General features: G+C 66.4%; 16 protein-coding genes. 13 read left to right on the top strand and 3 right to left on the bottom strand.

The genetic code is table 11. The annotated features are described in order from the left end of the window. Nucleotides 1–27 precede the first annotated feature (27 nt). Nucleotides 28–315, bottom strand: coding sequence for a hypothetical protein (locus LI953_RS06200; RefSeq protein WP_227075173.1), 288 nt, complete (start codon nt 313–315; stop codon nt 28–30). On the opposite strand from LI953_RS06200, the gene LI953_RS06195 reads away from it, so the two are divergent. The 4 genes from LI953_RS06195 to LI953_RS06180 are packed head-to-tail and all read left to right on the top strand — an operon-like array spanning nt 314 to nt 3,685. Next, on the top strand, nt 314–1,372 hold the full coding sequence (locus tag LI953_RS06195) for an acyl-CoA dehydrogenase family protein (RefSeq protein ID WP_227075172.1): 1,059 nt from the start codon (nt 314–316) through the stop codon (nt 1,370–1,372). The two genes, LI953_RS06200 and LI953_RS06195, sit on opposite strands and share 2 nt — an antisense overlap. Beyond that, on the top strand, nt 1,369–2,547 hold the full coding sequence (locus LI953_RS06190; RefSeq protein WP_227075171.1) for an acyl-CoA dehydrogenase family protein: 1,179 nt from the start codon (nt 1,369–1,371) through the stop codon (nt 2,545–2,547). Before LI953_RS06195 ends, LI953_RS06190 begins: the two co-directional genes overlap by 4 nt. Further along, nucleotides 2,544–3,035, top strand: a complete 492-nt coding sequence (locus LI953_RS06185) for a MaoC family dehydratase (RefSeq protein ID WP_227075170.1) — start codon at nt 2,544–2,546, stop codon at nt 3,033–3,035. The genes LI953_RS06190 and LI953_RS06185 overlap by 4 nt, the downstream gene beginning before the upstream one ends. Beyond that, nucleotides 3,032–3,685 carry a nuclear transport factor 2 family protein gene (locus tag LI953_RS06180; RefSeq protein WP_227075169.1) on the top strand — a complete coding sequence of 218 codons (654 nt, stop codon included), beginning with the start codon at nt 3,032–3,034 and terminating at the stop codon, nt 3,683–3,685. The genes LI953_RS06185 and LI953_RS06180 overlap by 4 nt, the downstream gene beginning before the upstream one ends. 78 nt (nt 3,686–3,763) lie before the next feature. Here the strand turns inward: LI953_RS06180 and LI953_RS06175 are convergent, their stop codons facing one another. Continuing rightward, nucleotides 3,764–5,359 (bottom strand): AMP-binding protein, encoded by a 1,596-nt coding sequence (locus LI953_RS06175; protein ID WP_227075168.1) that lies wholly within the window; start codon nt 5,357–5,359, stop codon nt 3,764–3,766. Nucleotides 5,360–5,550: 191 nt separating this feature from the next. Between LI953_RS06175 and LI953_RS06170 the strand changes: the two genes are divergently transcribed. The 6 genes from LI953_RS06170 to LI953_RS06145 all read left to right on the top strand — a co-directional run bounded on the left by LI953_RS06170 (nt 5,551) and on the right by LI953_RS06145 (nt 13,223). Then, nucleotides 5,551–6,222 carry a TetR/AcrR family transcriptional regulator gene (locus LI953_RS06170; RefSeq protein WP_227075167.1) on the top strand — a complete coding sequence of 224 codons (672 nt, stop codon included), beginning with the start codon at nt 5,551–5,553 and terminating at the stop codon, nt 6,220–6,222. A 131-nt stretch (nt 6,223–6,353) separates the two neighbouring features. After that, on the top strand, nt 6,354–7,568 hold the full coding sequence (locus LI953_RS06165) for an acetyl-CoA C-acetyltransferase (RefSeq protein WP_227075166.1): 1,215 nt from the start codon (nt 6,354–6,356) through the stop codon (nt 7,566–7,568). Between the two features lie 13 nt (nt 7,569–7,581). Continuing rightward, nucleotides 7,582–9,756: a 3-hydroxyacyl-CoA dehydrogenase NAD-binding domain-containing protein gene (locus LI953_RS06160; RefSeq protein WP_227075165.1), complete on the top strand. Its 2,175-nt coding sequence runs from the start codon at nt 7,582–7,584 to the stop codon at nt 9,754–9,756. A 27-nt stretch (nt 9,757–9,783) separates the two neighbouring features. Then, nucleotides 9,784–10,872, top strand: coding sequence for an acyl-CoA dehydrogenase family protein (locus tag LI953_RS06155; RefSeq protein ID WP_227075164.1), 1,089 nt, complete (start codon nt 9,784–9,786; stop codon nt 10,870–10,872). After that, a complete protein-coding gene (locus LI953_RS06150; protein ID WP_227075163.1) occupies nt 10,872–12,098 on the top strand; it encodes an acyl-CoA dehydrogenase family protein in 1,227 nt (408 codons plus the stop codon). Before LI953_RS06155 ends, LI953_RS06150 begins: the two co-directional genes overlap by 1 nt. A 3-nt stretch (nt 12,099–12,101) precedes the next feature. Then, entirely contained in the window at nt 12,102–13,223 is a 1,122-nt protein-coding gene (locus LI953_RS06145) for a CaiB/BaiF CoA-transferase family protein (RefSeq protein WP_227075162.1), read from the top strand. Nucleotides 13,224–13,250: 27 nt separating this feature from the next. On the opposite strand, the gene LI953_RS06140 is transcribed toward LI953_RS06145, so the two are convergent. Next, nucleotides 13,251–14,159 carry a LysR family transcriptional regulator gene (locus LI953_RS06140; RefSeq protein WP_227075161.1) on the bottom strand — a complete coding sequence of 303 codons (909 nt, stop codon included), beginning with the start codon at nt 14,157–14,159 and terminating at the stop codon, nt 13,251–13,253. Between the two features lie 123 nt (nt 14,160–14,282). Here LI953_RS06140 and LI953_RS06135 point away from each other — a divergent pair, with 123 nt between their 5' ends. Genes LI953_RS06135 through LI953_RS06125 form a run of 3 tightly spaced genes read left to right on the top strand, consistent with a single transcriptional unit; the run spans nt 14,283 to nt 18,123 of the window. Next, nucleotides 14,283–15,086: a sterol desaturase family protein gene (locus LI953_RS06135; protein WP_227075160.1), complete on the top strand. Its 804-nt coding sequence runs from the start codon at nt 14,283–14,285 to the stop codon at nt 15,084–15,086. 22 nt (nt 15,087–15,108) lie between these two features. Further along, complete coding sequence (locus tag LI953_RS06130; protein ID WP_227075159.1) at nt 15,109–16,710, top strand: GMC family oxidoreductase N-terminal domain-containing protein; 1,602 nt, start codon at nt 15,109–15,111, stop codon at nt 16,708–16,710. A gap of 30 nt (nt 16,711–16,740) precedes the next feature. Next, complete coding sequence (locus LI953_RS06125; RefSeq protein ID WP_227075158.1) at nt 16,741–18,123, top strand: aldehyde dehydrogenase family protein; 1,383 nt, start codon at nt 16,741–16,743, stop codon at nt 18,121–18,123. Nucleotides 18,124–18,147: the final 24 nt, after the last annotated feature.

Raw genomic sequence — 18,147 nt, 5'->3', positions numbered from 1 at the left:
GGGTGTAATGCGAATTACGCATATATATCAGCGAATACAATTCAAATATGCGTCGTATAAAGTATAAAAATATGCGCATAGAAAGCGATGCGTCGTTGCAGCGGTGCTCCGCGCGGCGCGGGAGCGCCGGGAGAAGGGAGGGGCGTCGGGAATAAAGCGAAGAAAACACATTTCAAAAATACGCAAAACGATGTTGATTTGCGGTTTTATTTTATATAATGCACGTTTAACGTCGTTGTTTTGTTGCTGGTCGGGCGCGGCTGCGCGTCGCTCCGGAGCAACGGAACGCATGGTGCGAGAGGGGGAGCTGCTCATGGAATTCGCCTTTACGAGCGAACAGCAAATGATCGCCGATACGGCGCGGAGTTTTTTCGCGGAAAATGCGACCAGCGAACGAACCCGCCGGGCAATGGCGGGCGACGGGATCGACCGCGCTTTGTGGGCGGCGTTTTGTCAGGAGCTTGGCTTCTCCGGCATTGGGTTGCCCGAAGAATTGGGCGGCGCTGGGCTGGGGTTGGTGGAGATGGCGATCATCGCCGAGGCGGCCGGTGCGCAGGTCGCGGCATTGCCGATGCTGGGCTCGCTGGCGCTGTGCGCCCAGGCGATCGCCGCGGGCGGCAGCGCCGCGCAGCAGCAGGACTGGCTGCCGGAGCTGATCTCGGGCGAGACGATCGCGGCTTACGCGCATGCCGCGACGCTGACCGCCGCAGGCGATGTACTCACCGGCGAGGCCGGATTTGTCGCGCATGGCGCCAGCGCGGCTGTGTTTGTGGTCGCGAATGATCGTGGCGCCTGGCTGGTGCGCGCGGATGCGCCGGGCGTGCAAATCGCCGGGCTGACGACAATGGACCAGACCCGCCCCTATGCCCGCGTGACGCTCTCCGGCGCGGTGGGCGAGCCTCTGGCGCAGCCCGCGCAGGCGATTGCCGCCGCGCATCGCGCCGGCTTCGTGGTGGCGGCGGCGGAGGCGCTGGGCGGCGCCCAGGCATGCCTCGACCGCACCGTGGCCTATGCCAAGGACCGCATCCAGTTCGGGCGGCCGATCGGCTCGTTCCAGGCCTATAAGCACCGCTTGGCCGATATGATGATCGAGATCGAGCAGGCGCGCTCGGCGGTGTATTGGGCGGCCTGCGCGGTGGATGAAGGCGCGGAGGAGGCTGAGCTTGCTGGCCATGCGGCCAAGAGCTTCGCGGCTGACACCTACTTCATGTGCGCGGGCAACATGATCCAGTTGCATGGCGGCATCGGCTTCACCTGGGAGCATGACGCTCATCTCTTCTTCAAACGCGCCCGCGCCCTGCAAACCATCTTGGGCAACGGCACCTGGCACCGCGAATGCGTGGCCAGCATGATTCTCGGAGACGTGGCATGAAGCTCGGTTTTTCCCCCGCAGACGAATTGTTCCGGCAGGAATGCGCCGATTGGCTGAACGGCCAGATGGCGGGCGAGTTCAAGGACATCAAGGGCATCACCAAGCTCACCGAAAGCCCGGAGCGGCGCAAGGAGTGGGAGCAGCGCCTGGGTGAGGCGCGCTGGGGCTGCATCGGCTGGCCGGTGGAATGGGGCGGGCGCGGCGCGACGCTGGCGCAGCAGGTGATCTTCGCCGAGGAATATGCGCGCGCCGGCGTGCCCGGACGCGTGAACCATATCGGTATCGAGCTGGCGGGGCCGACGATCCTCACCTTCGGCACGCCCGAGCAGAAGCAGCGCTTCCTGCCCGGCATCGCCCAGGGCAAGACGATTTTCTGCCAGGGCTTCTCGGAGCCGAACGCCGGCTCGGACCTCGCCAGCGTGCGCACCGCGGCGCGGCTGGACGGCGATGAATGGGTGGTGAACGGCCAGAAGATCTGGACCAGCCTCGCCCATATCTCCGACTGGATTTTCGTGGTGTCGCGCAGCGAGAAGGGCTCGAAAGGCCCGAAGGGGCTGACCTTCCTGATGATGGAGCTGCGCCAGCCGGGCATCGAGGTGCGCGGCATCAAGCAGATCAATGGCGATGCGGAATTCAACGAGACCTTCTTCACCGATGCGCGCTGCCCGGCTGACAGCCTGATCGGCGCGCCCGGTGATGGCTGGCGCATCGCCATGGGGCTGCTCGCGTTCGAGCGTGGGGTTTCCACGCTAGGCCAGCAGATGGGGTTCCGTAACGAGCTCGATGAGATCATCGCCGCGGCGAAGGCGAATGGTGCGGCGAAGGACCCGCTGATCCGCCAGCGGATCGCCAAGGCCGAGATCGGTTTGCGGCTGATGCGTTACGGCGCGCTGCGCATGCTCTCCAACAGCGATCATTCGAAGATCGATGGCGCGGCCTTGACCTATAAGATCCAGTGGGCGAGCTGGCGGCGCGGCCTTGGCGAGTTGGCGATGGATATACTCGGCCAGGCCGGTGAAGTGGCCGAGGGCGAGGCCTATGAATGGTCCGTGCTGCCCAATCTATTCCTGTATTCGCGCGCCGATACGATTTACGGTGGCACCAACCAGATCCAGCGCAACCTTATCGCCGAGCGCGGGCTGGGCCTGCCGCGCGAGCCGCGAGGCGATGCGTGAGCCAAGAAGCCGTCCGTCGTTTTAACAACCCGCGCGAATTGCTGGGGCGCGAGGGCATGTCCCTCGGCCCCACGCCGTGGCTGCGCATCGAGCAGGAGCGGATCGACCGTTTCGCCGAGGCGACGGAAGATTATCAATGGATTCATGTCGATGTCGAACGGGCCAGGACGGGGCCGTTCGGCGGCACCATTGCGCATGGCTACCTGACGATGAGCCTGGCCGCTTATTTCCTGCCGCAGATGCTGGCCGTTGATAACGTGGCCTGGGGCGTGAATGTGGGGCTGGACAGGCTGCGCTTTCTCGCACCGGTGCGGGCCGGGGCGCGGCTGCGGGCATTGGGCGAAATCGTGAAGGTTGAAGAAAACAAGGGCGGCATTCAGACGGTGATCAGGGTGACCATCGAGATCGAGGGCGGGGACAAACCGGCTTGTGTGCTCGACATGGTGACCCGCAGCTTTCCACAGGACAACGGAAGGAACGACGCATGAGCCAGGACCCCGCCTTCGCCAGCCTCGCGCGGCGGATCGACCGGCTGGAAGCGCTGGAGCAGATCCGCCAGCTTCCGGCCAAATACGCGCTGGCGCTGGACATGCGAGACATGGACGCCATGGTCTCGCTATTTCCTGAGGATGTGCGCGTGGGGCGCGAGACCTCGGGCCGCCTGGCTCTGCGCGGCTATATGGACCGCACGCTGCGCTCGCCCTTCACCGGTACCTCGCATCACATTGGCGGGCATGTCATCGAGTTCGACGATCCCGACCATGCGCATGGCGTGGTATATTCGAAGAACGAGCACGAGACCGGCGATGAATGGGTCATCATGCAGATGATGTATGTGGATGACTACATCCGCGCGCCTGGGCCGGACGGACCGCGCTGGTATTTCGCACGGCGGCTGCCCCTTTACTGGTACGCGACGGACCTCAACAAGCCACCGATCGGCGCGCGCAAGATGCGCTGGCCGGGCACGGAATGGGTGGAGGGCAATTTCCACAAGCTGTTCCCGAGCTACGAGGAATTCTGGGCGCGTCAGGGCGACCATGGCGGGCCAGTGGCCGAGCCCGCGCCGCTGGAAGGGTTTCTGGCCGCGATGCGCCGGGGCGCATCCGCGCCGAAGGTCAAGGTCCGGGCCGATTAACACGCCATCGGGGCGATTGGGCGTGCGGCCCGGATAACAGGCGGCGGGAGGCGACTCCCGCCGCATTTTTTTCGTGGTTCAGAACGGCGCTTGCGCGGCCATTGATTTGGCCCAGCGGTAATCCTGCTTGCCGGCGGGGGAGCGCTGCACCTCGCTGACCCAGACCACCGCCTTCGGTATTTTGTAGCCGGCCAGATGTTGCGCCAGAAAGCCGCGCAGCTCGGCCAGCGGCGGGTGCGCGCCGGGGATGCGCGGCGAGGCGATGGCGACCACGCGCTCGCCCCAGCGCGGATCGGGCTGCCCGGCAACCACGACATCCTTGACCGCCGGATGCGCGCGCAGCGCTTCCTCCACCTCCTCGGGAAAGATCTTCTCGCCACCGCTGTTGATGCAGGTGGAGCCGCGGCCGAACACGGTGATCGTGCCATTTTCCTCCAACCGCCCAGCATCGCCGCTCACCACCCAGAGGCGGCCATTGATGGTGCGGAACACTTCGGCGGTTTTCACCGGGTCGCCGAAATAGCCGACCGGGGTGAAGCCGCTGCGGGCGATCAGTCCGGTCTCACCCGGGATGGCGATGCGGTCATCGATGATGATCTGTTGTTCCGGGCTGGTTTTGAGCTGCATCATGCCCGCGTTGCTGGCCAGGGCCTGGCCGCTATAGCCGGTTTCCGAGGAGCCTAGACCATCGGTGATGGTGGCGTTGGGCGGCAGCAGGGTGCGCAGATCGTCCTTCACGTGCTGCGAAAACATCGCGCCGCCGGAGCCGAAATTGACCATCGCGCCCAGTTGCCAGCGGTCCGGGTTGGCGCGTAATGCATCGCGCAGCGGAATGGCCATGGCGTCGCCCACCACCTGGAGGATGTTGACGCCAAGCGCGGCGCATTTGTCCCAGATGTGGATGGGATCAAAATGCTTATGTTCGTCGAGGACGATGGTGAGGCCGTTGAGCAGGGCCGACCATACCGCCCACAGCGCCGCCGCATGCATCAACGGGGCGACGGGGAACATTTTGAGCGGGTAACCTTTGGCGGCGCGGTCGGCGATATCTTCGGGAACCTTGATCGGGCCCGCTGGGTTGAAATAGCCAGCGGCGCCCGCGCAGGCGAAGACGAAGGCCTTATGCGGCCACATCACGCCCTTGGGCATGCCGGTGGTGCCGCCGGTATAGGTGAGAATGATGTCCGATTCCGCGCGCGGCCAGGGGCCGGTATCGGGGCTGGCGAGCAGTTCCGCGTAATCCGCCGAGTTGCCGAGTGCGATGCCCGAACCATCCGCCACGGCCACCGAGAGTTTCAAGCCCGGCAGATGCGGCCTCAGCTCTTCGACGATGGGGCCGAACTCCGCGCCGTGGATCAGCACCGCCGTTTGCGCGTTGGTGAGCAGGTAGGTCAGCTCCTCCGCGCGGTAGCGGTAATTGATGTTGAACGGCACCGCGCCGAGCTTGATGCTGGCGATGAAGGCTTCGAGATGCTCGGCCCGGTTCATCAGATACAGCCCCACCGTGTCGCCCCGTCCGATGCCACGCGCCGCCATGCCCGAGGCGAGGCGGCTGGCGCGGGCGTTCAGCTCGGCGAAGGTGAGGGTCAGCGAGTCGGATTCGATCGCGATGCGCGCGGGCACTGTGGCGGCCACGGTTTCGAACAGATCGGCGAGATGGAATTGATGGGCCATGGATGCTCGTTTCGCTGGGGCCGGTAACTGCCGGCACGGTCTCGTGTTTTGCCCTCTCGGGGGCGTTGGAAGGTGTGATAATCCACAATTTAAAAAATTAAAAGGCATTATAAAGTTTGTATGGGCTCCAGCCTTGCCGCGGCTTGGAGAGGTCCGGTAAAGCCGCCAAGACTGAGATCGGGGGAAGCTGATTGGCGAGCGAAGCCACAGAGGGGAAGATCGGACGGCTCCAACAGGGCATCGCCGAGCGCCGCAAGCGGCTGCTGCGCGCGGCCGGCGAGCTGATCGAGGAGCGCGACGACGGCATTTTTTCCATGCCCGAGCTGGCCAAGCGCGCCGGGTTGAGTTTGGCCACGCCATATAATCTGTTTGGCTCCAAGGCGGCGGTGCTGGTGGAGTTGTTCGACGGCCAGGTACGCGGCTTCAACCGGACGCATGAGTGGATGGCGGGCACCTCGCCGCTGGAGCGCGTGGTGGGCGTGGTGGACCGGGTGGTGGACGCGTTTTCTCGCCGTCCGCGCTTTTTTCGCAATATCCGCAAGGCGCTTTTCGGCCTCGGGCCGGTTGAGCAAGGCCGGTTTCCGGTGCCGCCCAGCGGGCATGTGGTGCAGCCCCTAGCGCGCAGCTTGGCCGCCGATGGCTATTTGCCATCCGTGATTCCAGTGCAGGTGCTGGAGGCGACGCTGATGCGCGTGTTCGACGCGACTTTCGAGCAATGGTCGATCCAGGATTGGGAGATGGAGCGCCTCCGCGCCGAGCTCAGCGCCAGCTTCGCGCTGGTCTGCGCCGCGCTGCTCACCGAGGCCGACCGCCCCGGCTTCGCCGCGCTGATGCAGCGCGCCGGCGCGGTTACGCCGGTTTAACGCCAAAATTTCCGGCAGCTTTTTACGCAAACCGTGAATTTTTCGCGCGTCGCGGCAGGAAGTGCTTGACGGTCTGGCGAAAACTTATAATGCATTATATTCTTGTGACCTGAATGTGGAACCGGACAAGAATGCGCGAGATTTTCATATACGACCACGTGCGCACCCCCCGCGGGCGCGGCAAGCCCGATGGCGGGCTGCATGAGGCAACCCCGGTGGAGCTGGTCCGCCAGCTGATGGTGGCGCTCAAGACGCGCGGCAATCTGCCCGATGATTGTCTGGATGAGGCGGTGCTCGGCACCGTCTCGGCGGCGGGCGAGCAGGGGGCCACGCTCTCGCGCATCGCGCCGATCCTGGCCGGGTTCACCGACCGCGCGGCGGGGCTGCACATCAACCGCGCCTGCGCCTCGGCGCTGGAGGCGGTGAGCATTCTCGGCGCCAAGATCGGCTGCGGCATGGTCGAGCTGGCGATGGCGGGCGGTGTGGAGAGCATGTCGCGTATTCCGATGGGCGCGGATGGCGGCGGGCCGCATGGCATCGACCCGCGCGTGTCGAGCCATACGCCCTTCGTGATGCAGGGCGTGAGCGCCGATCTGCTGGCCACGCTGAACGGCTATTCGCGCGCGGATCTCGACGCCTACGCCCTGGCCAGCCACCAGCGCGCGGCGGCGGCGTGGGCCAATGGCTGGTTCGCGGGCGCGGTGGTGCCGGTAACGGATGTGCTCGGCGAGGTGCTGCTCGACAGAGACGAGCATATCCGCGCCGATGCCTCGCTAGAGGCGCTGACGGCGCTGAAACCCGCCTTCGCCGAGCTGGGCAAGAGCATGGGCTTCGACAGCCTGGCGATGCAGCGTTATCCGCAGGTGGACCGGATCGAGCATGTGCATACCGCCGCGACCAGTTCGGGCATCGTCGATGGCGCCGGGCTGATGCTGCTGGGCTCGGCCGAGGTGGGCGCGCGCTTGGGGCTGCGCCCGCGGGCGCGCATCCGCTCGTTCATCACCGTCGGCTCCGAACCGGCGCTGATGCTGGATGGGCCGACGCCCGCCTGCCAGCGCGCGCTGGCCGCGGCCGGGCTGACGGCGGCTGACATCGAGCTGTGGGAGCTGAACGAGGCCTTCGCGGCGGTGCCGCTGCGCCTGATGGACACGATGAACATCCCGCATGAGCGGATGAACGTGAATGGCGGGGCGATCGCGATGGGGCATCCGCTGGGCGCCTCGGGGGTGATGATCGCGGGCACGCTGCTCGATGAGATGGAGCGGCGCGGGCTGGGGCTGGGCATGGTCTCGCTCTGCGCGGCGGGCGGCATGGGCATCGCCATGGTGCTGGAACGGGTGAATTGAGGGGAACCGGAAGATGAGCGAAGCAGTAACCTGCACCACCGATGCCGACGGCATCCGCACCATCGTCATGGACCTGCCGGGCGGGAAAATGAACACGCTGGGCCCCGCGCTCACCGACCCGCTGGAGGCGGCGCTGCGCGCGGCCATGGCGGATGCGGCGGTGACGGGGATCGTCCTCACCTCGGGCAAGGAGAGTTTCGTCGCGGGGGGCGATCTCAAGATGATCGGCGGCGGCGGGGTGGATCTCTCCGGCAAGAGCTTGGCTGAACGGGCCTATGTGTATTCCTATCTATCTCGCCTGCTGCGTTGGCTGGAAACGGCTGGCAAGCCGGTGGCCTGCGCCATCAATGGCTTGGCGCTGGGCGGCGGGCTGGAGATCGCGATGGCCTGCCATTACCGCGTCGCCGCCGACGATCCGCGCCTCATGCTCGGTCTGCCGGAAAGCATGGTCGGGCTGATGCCCGGCGGCGGCGGCACGCAGCGCCTGCCGCGTCTGGTCGGCTTGCAGAAGGCGCTGCCGATCATGATGCAGGGCCAGAACGTGACCCCCGCCCAGGCGCTGGAGATGGGGCTGGTGCATGCGGTGGCGCCGGCCAGCGCGCTGGTGGAGACCGCCAAGGCTTGGCTGCGCGCGCATGGCGACCCGGTGCAGCCCTGGGACCGCAAGGGCTTCCGCGTGCCGGGCGGGGCGGGCACGCTCGATCCCGGGTTCCGCAACACCTTCATCGCCGCCAACGCGATGACCCGCGCCAACGGCTTCGGCAATTACCCGGCGCCGGAGAAGATCCTGGCGGCGCTGTATGAGGGGCTGGTGCTGCCGATGGACAAGGCGCTGGGCATCGAGGCCAAATATTTCACGCAGCTGATGCAAAGCCCGGTGGCGGGGAATCTGATCCGCACCATGTTCATCAACAAGGGCAAGGCCGACAGCCTGGCCGCGCGCCCGGCCGGCGTGCCGCGCCAGAGCTTCCGGCGCATTGCCGTGGTGGGCGCGGGGACGATGGGGGCGGGCATCGCCTTCGCCGCGGCCAAGGCGGGGATCAAGGTGGTGCTGATCGACCGCGACCTCGCCAGCGCCGAGCGCGGCAAGGCCTATGCCGCCAAGCGGCTGGCGCGCGATTTGGAGAAAGGCCGCAGCACCCAGGCCAAGATCGACGCCATTCTGGCCCGTCTGCTGCCGTGCGCCGATTATGCCGGGCTGGGCGATGTGCAACTGGCGATCGAAACCGTGTTCGAGGATCGCGAGGCGAAGAAAATGGTGATCGGGCAGCTCCGCGCCGCGGTGGCGCCGGGCACGGTGATCGCCTCCAACACCTCCGGCCTACCGATCACCAGCCTCGCCGCCTATGCGGCGGAGCCGGAGCGCTTCATCGGCATGCATTTCTTCTCCCCGGCCGAGCGCATGCCGCTGGTCGAGATCATCAAGGGCGAGGCATCCGACGATACAAGCTGGGCCGTGGCGCTCGACTTCGCCGCGGCGATCCGCAAGACGCCGATCACCGTGAATGACGGCCCAGGCTTCTTCACCACGCGCTTCATCGGCGCCTTCGTCACCGCCAGCCTGGACATGGTGGAGAGCGGCGTGAAGCCGGCGCTGATCGAAAATGGCGCGCGCATGCTGGGCATGCCGATGGGGGCGCTCAGCATCTCGGACACGATCGGCATCGACACCAGCTACCATGCCGGGCAGGCGCAGGCGCGCGAGCGCGGCGGGGCGATGCGCGAGGGCGTGATCGTGAAGCTGTATCAGGCCGGGCGCTATGGGCTGAAGACCGGCCAGGGGTTCTTCGATTACGGGCCGGATGGCGAGAAGCGGGTGTGGAGCGGGCTCGCCGGATTATTGCCCGAACTGGCCGTGCAGCCTGGTATCGAGGAGGTGAAGGCGCGCATCCTGTACGCCCAGCTGGCCGAGGGGGCGCGCTGCTTCGCCGAAGGCGTGCTGATCGACGTGATCGACGGCGATCTGGGCGCCACGCTGGGGGTGGGCTTCCCGAGCTATCTCGGTGGTCCGTTCGCGGCGATGGACACGCTCGGCTTGCCGGCGGTGATCGCGGAATGCGACCGGCTGCGCGGGCTGTATGGCGATCTCTACGCGATCCCCGAACTGGTGCGCGCGATGGCGGAGACGGGGCAGACCTTCCATGGCCCCGCCGCCGCGCCCTCGCCCGGCCTGCGCAAGGCCGCCTGAGATTCCGGCGAACTAAAGGATTTTTCCATGAACTTCGATTTTTCTGAAGATCAGCGCCGGTTGCAGGCCGAGGTCCGGCGCGTGCTGGCGGATTACTCCACCTCGCCCAACGTGCGCGCCGTGCTGGAGGGGCGCACGCTCTATTGCGCCGAAACCTGGCGGCAGCTGGCGGCGCTGGGCGCGCTCGGGGTGGCGCTGCCGGAGGCGCAGGGCGGCGTCGGGCTCGGGCTGCTGGAGCTGTGCCTGGTGGCCGAGGAGGCCGGGCGGGCGCTGGCGGCGGTGCCGCTGCTCTCCTCGGTCTATCTGGCCGCCGAGGCGCTGCGCCGCGCGGGCAGCCCGGCGCAACAGGCGCTCTGGCTGCCGCGCCTTGCCAGTGGCGAGGTGATCGGCACCGCGGCGCTGGCGGCGGCCGCGCATCGCATCTCCACCGCGCCGCCGCCGTGCCGCGTGGGTGACGCGCTCACCGGCACGCTGCACGCGCTGCCCGATGGCATGGCGGCGGAGATCTGCGTGGTGCTGGCCGGGGGCGAACTGGCGCTGGTGGAATTGAACGGGCCGGGCGTGACCCGGCAGGCGCTGTCCTCGCTCGACCCTAGCCGGCCGCTAGCGCGCATCGAGTTCGCCGCCGCCCCCGCAACATGGCTGCCGGGCGATGGCGCCGCCACCGCGCGCGCGGTCACGCTCGGCGCGGCCACGCTGCTCGCCTTCGAGCAGATCGGCGGGGCCGAGGCGGCGCTCTATATGGCCCGCGATTATGTGCTGCAGCGCCGCGCCTTCGGCCGCGTGGTCGGCGGCTTCCAGGCGGTGAAGCACAAGCTGGCCGACATCTACACGAAGCTCGAATTGGCCCGCGCGCATGCCTATTTCGCCGCCTGGGCTTTGGCCAGCGATGCGCCGGAACTGCCGCGCGCCGCCGCCGCCGCGCGCGTGGCGGCCACCGCCGCCTATACCCTCGCCGCCGAGGAGGGGCTGCATCTGCATGGCGGCATCGGCTTCACCTGGGAGATGGATTGCCACCTGCATCTGCGCCGTGCCCGCTGGCTCGGGCAGATCATCGGCAATGAGCATCTGTGGCGCGATGCGCTGGCAACGGCGCTAATCGAGGAGGCAGCCTGATGAATTTCGACGATACCCCCGAGGAAGCGGCGTTCCGCGCCGAGGTGCGCGCCTGGCTGGCGGCCAACGCCCAGCCCCGGCGCGGCCGTGAGGACAAGTTCGGCGCCGGGCTGGACAAGCCACAATATCTGGCCGCCGCCAAGGCGTGGCAGGCGCGCAAGGCCGCGGCCGGCTATGCCGCCATCGTCATGCCCAAGGAGATGGGCGGTTTCGGCGGCACTCCCGCGCAGCAGATCGTTTACAACCAGGAGGAGGCGAAATTCCTCACCCCGGACCGCGTGTTCGAGGTCAGCCTCGGCACCGCGTTGCCGACGGTGGCGATGTGGGGCACGCCCGCGCAGAAGGTCAAATATCTGGCCAGCGCCTTCCGGGGCGAGCATATCTGGTGCCAGCTCTTCTCCGAGCCGTCCGCCGGGTCGGATCTCGGCAATCTGCGCACCCGCGCGGCGCGCGACGGTGATGGCTGGGTGATCAACGGCCAGAAGGTCTGGACCTCGAACGCCGATATCGCCGATTACGGCATTCTGCTCGCGCGCACCGATTGGGATCAGCCGAAATCCAAGGGGCTGACGATGTTCATCCTCGACATGAAGGCGCCGGGCGTGGAGGTCCGCCCGATCCGCCAAGCCAGCGATGAATACCATTTCAGCGAGGTGTTCTTCAGCGATGTGCGGATCGCGGATGCCGACCGGCTGGGGCCGGAGAATGACGGCTGGAAGGTGATGATGTCGGCGCTGATGAAGGAGCGGTTCTCACTGGGCGAGAATTTCTCCGGCGATCTTTACGCGCAGCTCATCGGTTTGGCGAAGCAGGTGGTGTGGGGCGAGCGCCCGGCGCTGGAGGATCCGCGCGTGCGCGCGGGCATCGCCGAGACGTATCTCGCCCAGTTCGGGGTTGAGTTGATCGTGCGCCGGGGCATGAGCGCGATCTCGCGCGGGCAGAGCCCCGGGCCGGAAATGTCGGCGGTGAAGCTGATCGGCGCGCGTGCCTTCCAGACCGGCGGCGCGCTGGCGATCGAGCTGGGCGGGGCGGAAGGGCTGGTCGCCGCCGAGGCGCTGGGCGCGCAATGGCGGCTGCCGCAATTGCTGTGGCTGGCCGCGCCGGGCGCGCGCATCGCCGGCGGCACCGACGAGATCCAGAAAAACACGATCGCCGAGCGCGTGCTGGGGCTGCCGGGTGAACTCCGCACCGACCGCGACGTGCCCTTCCGCGCGCTGGAGGGCTGAGCGATGTCAAACCCCCCGCTGCGCGGGCTGCGCGTTCTCGATTTCACGCAATTGCTGCCGGGCGCGGTGTGCACGCAGTATCTGGCCGATCTCGGCGCCGAGGTCATCAAGATCGAGCCGCCGGGCAGCGGCGATGCCGCGCGCGGCCCCGCGGGCGCGCCGCCGGGCGGCATCTTCGACCTCACCAACCGGAACAAGAAATCGGTGGTGCTGGATTTGAAGCAGCCGGAGGCGGTGGCGGCGGTGCGGCGGCTGGTGGCGGGGGCGGATATTCTGGTGGAGGGCTTCCGCCCCGGCGTGATGGCCCGGTTCGGCCTGGGCTATGCCGATTTGCAGCCGCTGCGGCCCGCGCTGATCTATTGCGCGATCACCGGCTACGGTCAGGACGGCCCGCTGGCGGCGAAGGCGGGGCATGACATCAACTACCAGGCCGAGGCGGGAATTCTCGGGCAGAATGTGGTCGATGGCAGCCGGCCCTCGCCGGGCGGTTTCCCGATCGCGGATCTCGCGGGCGGCGGGCTGAGTGCGGCGGCGGGCATTCTCGCCGCGTTATTCGATGCGCAGCGCAGTGGGCAGGGGCGGTATATTGATATTGCCATGACCGATTGCGCGATGGCGCTGAATGTGGCGGCACTGGCCTCGCGCGCGATGTTCGGCGCGCCCAACCCGGTGCCGGGGCGCGACATTCTGAGTGGCGGCCTGCCTTGTTACCGCACCTACCGCACGGCGGATGACCGCTATCTGGCAGTGGGCGCGCTGGAGCCGAAATTCTGGCGGAATTTCTGCGCGGCGCTTGGGCGGCCCGATCTCGCCGCGCGCGGCTGGGATATGGGGGCCAAGCTGGCGGCGGCGGTGGCCGAGGTCGCGGCGGAGATTGCGTGTAAGACGCTGGCCGAATGGATGGAGATATTCACAAATGTGGATGCCTGCGTCAGCCCGGTCTTGAGCTTGGCGGAAAGTCTGGACAGCGCCCATGCCGCCGCGCGCGGGACGGTGATGGCGGTGGGTGAGGGCGAGGCCGCCACCACGCATTACGCCAACCCGATCCGCATGAGCGGCTATGCGTTTGAGGTGACGCTGCCGCCACCGGTGCTGGGCGCGCATAACGGCGATATATTGAGCTGAGGGCGCATGGCGGGCGGCGCGGTGATCTCAGGATTGCGCCGGTCCAGATACGTCACGCCCGGCTTGCGCGCGGATCGTCCCGATGACCAGTTTCGCGGCGGGGGAGAGCGTTCGTCCGGCATGCGAGACGATGACGATTTCGGTGGCCGGGGGGATGCCGTCCACGGTGATACGCAGCACTGCGAGGCGTTCGGGATCGCGCCGCGCCACCAGCGCCGATGTGATCCAGACGATGTCGGAGTGCAGCGTGAGGTCGCACAGCACATGGCAGTCGGCGCATTCCACGGCGATGAGGTCAGGTGTCGGCGGTGGCGGCGCGGCGGGTTCGGCGCGGGCGAAATCGGTGGCCACGGAGGCCAGCGGAAACCGGGCAAGATCGGCCATAGCGGGGGCGGGATGATGCTGCAACGGATGGTCGGCGCGTGTGATCAGCGCCAGTTCCAGCCGCGTCAGAGGGTGGATTTCATACCAATCAGCCATGGGCAGCGGGTCCCGGGCGGAGATGAAGAATTCGATGCGATCCTGGCGCAACTGATCGAAGAGTTCGGAAATGGCGGTGACCGAAGCGTGCGCGATTACGCCAGGATGATTGGCGAGTAATGCGGCCAGCGCGGCCGACAGCCAGAGATAAGCGGGCAGTGGGGCCACGCCGAAGCTCACCCTGCCGGTTTCCAGCCGCGCCAGCGCGCGCAGATTGGTGCGTAGCGTGGTCGCTTGGCGGAGCAGGGCGGTGGCGTCGGTGAGTAACTGCGTGCCCGCCTGCGTAGGCTCCACCCCAGCCTTGCCGCGGTCGAGCAGCGTCAGCCCGACCTGTTCCTCCAGCGTGCGGATACTATGGCTGAGGGCTGATTGGGTCATGTGCAAGGCTTCCGCGGCGCGCACGAAGCTGCCGTGTTCAACCAGTGTCACGAAATACTGTAAGCGTTTTAGGTCCATGTATGAATCTTATACATGCAAACCGCATATTCAATTCATTTTATTTAAGTCCTGCGTGGCGTTAGGCTGCTTGTTTCACAACGCGCAAAGGCAAAACGGATGATGAGTTATGCAGGGTTCGGAATGTTCTATCTTGCTTTCGGCCTGAGTGTGCTGGGGCTGGAGATCGCCCTGGGCCGCCATCGCGGTATTTACACGCGGGCCGACTGGCTGGTGAACTTGCTCTGCGCCGGGATCGGCTCGGCGGTCTCACGGCCTGTGCTGGCCATCGCGCTGGCCAATGGGTTTGGTTTGCTACTGCCTGGGCAGCGTAACATGCTGGCGCATGATCCGGTGTGGGTGGTCTTCGCCGTGATGCTGTTGGTGGATGAGTTCCTGTTCTACTGGGTCCACCGCCTGTCGCACCAAGGTCGCAATAAGAAATGGCTGACATGGCTGTGGAAGCTGCATCGCACCCATCACTCGGGTAAATATATGACCACTTTGCTGGTGTTCCGCATCAACCCCGTCTGGACGCTGATCCAGCCGCCGGCATGGGTCATCGCGGTCACGCTGTATATGGGCCAGCCAATGGCGGCGGCGCTGTTGGCGGTGACCGAATATGCGTGGAACGTGGTCACGCACAGCAATTTCCGTTGGGATGACGCGGTGCGCCGGGCGCCGGTGGTGGGGCGTATGTTCCGCTTGGCGGAGCATGTATTCGTCTCGCCGGGTCTCCACCACACGCATCATGGTTTCGGCAAGGATGGCGCGAATTACCGGAATTTCGGCTTCATCCTGTCGGTATTCGATACCTTGTTCGGCACGTTGCATGTGCCGCAGGGGCGGCCTTGGCGCTACGGCCTGCCGGGCAAGAACCCGCATTGGAGCGAGGAGGTTTTTTATCCGCTGGTGCGCGGCGCGGGCAGGGCGGCTGATAGCGAATGACAAAAACAGGCGGAGGGACAAAGTGGAGACGTTTGATTACATTGTGGTGGGGGCGGGCAGCGCCGGATGCGCGGTGGCCGCGCGGCTCTCCGAGGATGCGTCGTGCCGGGTGCTGCTGCTAGAAGCTGGCGGGCGCGATGACAGCCTGCTGATCGACATGCCCGCGGGCTGGGGCAAGACGCAGGACCCGCGCAACACCTTCAATTGGGCTTATGAGACGGAAGCCGAACCCGCCCTCGGCGGGCGGTGCGTGCCATTGCCGCGCGGCAAGGTGCTGGGCGGTAGTTCGGCAATTAACGGGCTCTTGTATATTCGCGGCCAGCATGAGGATTATGACGATTGGGATGCGGCGGGCGCGCGTGGCTGGGGGTGGCGGGATGTCGCGCCTTTTTTCGAGCGCATGGAGCGCAATTTTGGCATTGCGGATGAGCTGCATGGCACTGACGGGCCAATCGCCGTCTCCGATCTCGCCGCGCCATCGCCGCTCTCGCATTTGCTGCTGCGTGCCGCCGAACAGGCGGGGATTCCGCGCACGCGCGATTTCAATGGCGTGGCGCAGGAAGGTGCTGGATTTTATCAGACGACGATGCTGGGCGGACGCCGTTGTTCGGCCGCGCATGGCTATCTGCGCCCGGCGCTGGGGCGGACCAATCTGGCGCTGAAAACCGGCGCGGCGGTGACGGATCTGGTGATGGCCGAGCGGCGGGTGTGCGGTGTACGCTATAATCTCGGGCGTGAGGCGCATGAGGCGCGGGCGCGCGCTGAGGTAATTCTATGCGCCGGGGCGGTGGCGACACCGCAATTGCTTATGCGCTCCGGTATCGGCCCGGGCGCGGCGCTGGCGCGGCTCGGGATTCCGGTGGTAGCCGAGGCGCCGGACGTTGGCGCCAATTTGCAGGATCATTTGGTGGTGCCGCTGATGTGGCGGCTGCGCGATGGCATGGCCTCGATGAACCAGAGGCTGGCTGGGCCGCGCGTGATGATCGAGGTGTTGGATTATCTGCTGCGCAAGCGGGGGGCGATGACCATGCCCGCCGCCGAGGTCGGTGTTTTTCTGCGTAGCCGTCCTGAACTTTCTAGACCTGATCTGCAATTTCATGCTTTGCCGCTTTCCGGGGAGTTGCAGGGGAAGAAGAAGGCGCTGCACCATTTCCCCGGATTTACACTGGCGCCGAATGTCTGCCGGCCGACTTCGCGTGGGCGGATCGAGCTGGCCTCCCCCGCCCCCAGCGCGAAGCCGCGCATCCTGATGAATTATCTCAGCACCGATTATGACATCGAGACCACTCTGGCGGGGATGGATTGGGCGCGGCGGATTGCGGCCGCACCGGCACTGGCGGCGGTCATGGTGGGGGAGATCTATCCTGGGGCGGCGGCTGTAACCCGCAGCCAGCTGTTGGACTATGCCCGCGCCAACGGCACAACGGGACACCATCCGGTCGGCACCTGCCGGATGGGCGAGGATGCCACGGCGGTGGTGGACAGCCGGTTGAGGGTGCGCGGCGTCGCGGGGTTGCGCGTGGCCGATGCCTCGGTAATGCCCAGGCTGATCTCGGGCAATACCAACGCCGCGGCGATTATGATTGGCGAGCGCGCGTCGGCGTTTCTGCGCGGCGGGTGCTGACACGGAACGTTCTGCAAGAAAGGCGAGACGATGAGTGAAACTGATGATGTTGCCAGCGCGCAGATGCAATTGCTGGCCCGTATGCAGGTGGCGCAGATTGAGGGCGGCGAGGTGCCGGCGGCATTGCGCATCGATCGCCTGACACGGCTGCTGCGCTTACTGCGGGAGCATGCGGATGAATTCTGCGCCGCGCTGGACGAGGATTTCGGTGGACGGCCGCGCGAGGTCTCGCTGATGAACGACGTGATGGCGACGTTCAACTCCGTGAAATATGCCCGCGCCCATGTGCGTCGCTGGATGAAACCCGAGCGGCGGCAGGGGGTGTTTCCGTTTAGCCTGTTCGGCGCGCGGGTGCGGGTGGAGCATCTGCCGAAAGGGGTGGTGGGTATTCTCGGCACCTGGAATGTACCGCTGTTCACCACGCTCGCGCCGCTGGCCTTCGTGCTGGCGGCGGGTAACCGGGCGATGCTGAAGCCATCGGAATTTGTGCCGTGCACGGCGGAGGCGCTGCGTAAAGCGGTGCAGGCCGCTTTTGCCGAGGACGAACTGACGGTGGTTTGCGGCGACGCCAGAGCCGCCGCTGCCTTCAGCGCACTGCCCTTCGATCATCTGGTGCTCACCGGCAGTTCGGCCACCGGCATGCGGGTGATGCGCGCCGCGGCTGATCGGTTGACGCCGGTGACTCTCGAACTTGGTGGCAAATCGCCAGCGATTATCGGGCGCGATGCCGACATCGCACTGGCAGCCAAGCGCATTGTCGAGGGCAAGGCGATGAATGCCGGGCAGATCTGCGTGGCGCCCGACACAGTTTTCGTGCCGCGCGCGAGGTTGGAGACGCTCATCGCCGCCTGCACGCAGACGCATCAACGCTTGTTTCCCGTTACGGCGGGGGGTGAGGCTCTGACAGCGATCGTGAACGCACGGCACCAGGCTCGGCTGGAGGGGTATCTTGCCGAGATCCGCACGCGCGGCGGGCGGATTGTGGATTGCGGCGGCGGGCTCAGCACCAACTCGCGCCGTTGGCCGCTGCAATTGGTGATCGACCCGCCGCAAGACAGCCGGATCGCGCAGGAAGAGATCTTCGGACCAGTGTTGCAGGTTGAGACCTACACGGAGATTGAGGCCGTGATCACGCGGATCAATGCGGGGTCGCGTCCATTGGCGTTGTATTATTTCGGGGCGGACGCGCGGGAGGAGCGGCTGGTGCTGGCGCATACGATCTCCGGCGGTGTGGCGGTCAACGACGTGCTGCTCCAGGTCGCCGCCCATGACGCGCCGTTTGGCGGGGTGGGCGCGTCCGGCATGGGCGCGTATCACGGACGGGAAGGCTTCGCGCAATTCTCGCACGCGCGTACGGTGTACCGCAGCGGCTGGTGCCCCCCTATTCAGGACAGCTTTACGCCCGGTTGCTGAAGACCTTGCGGCTCTGAGCGAGGC

Source organism: Acidocella sp. KAb 2-4, from assembly GCF_020567705.1.
Classification (GTDB): Bacteria; Pseudomonadota; Alphaproteobacteria; order Acetobacterales; family Acetobacteraceae; genus Acidocella.
This window is presented reverse-complemented; position numbering and strand designations above follow the sequence as displayed.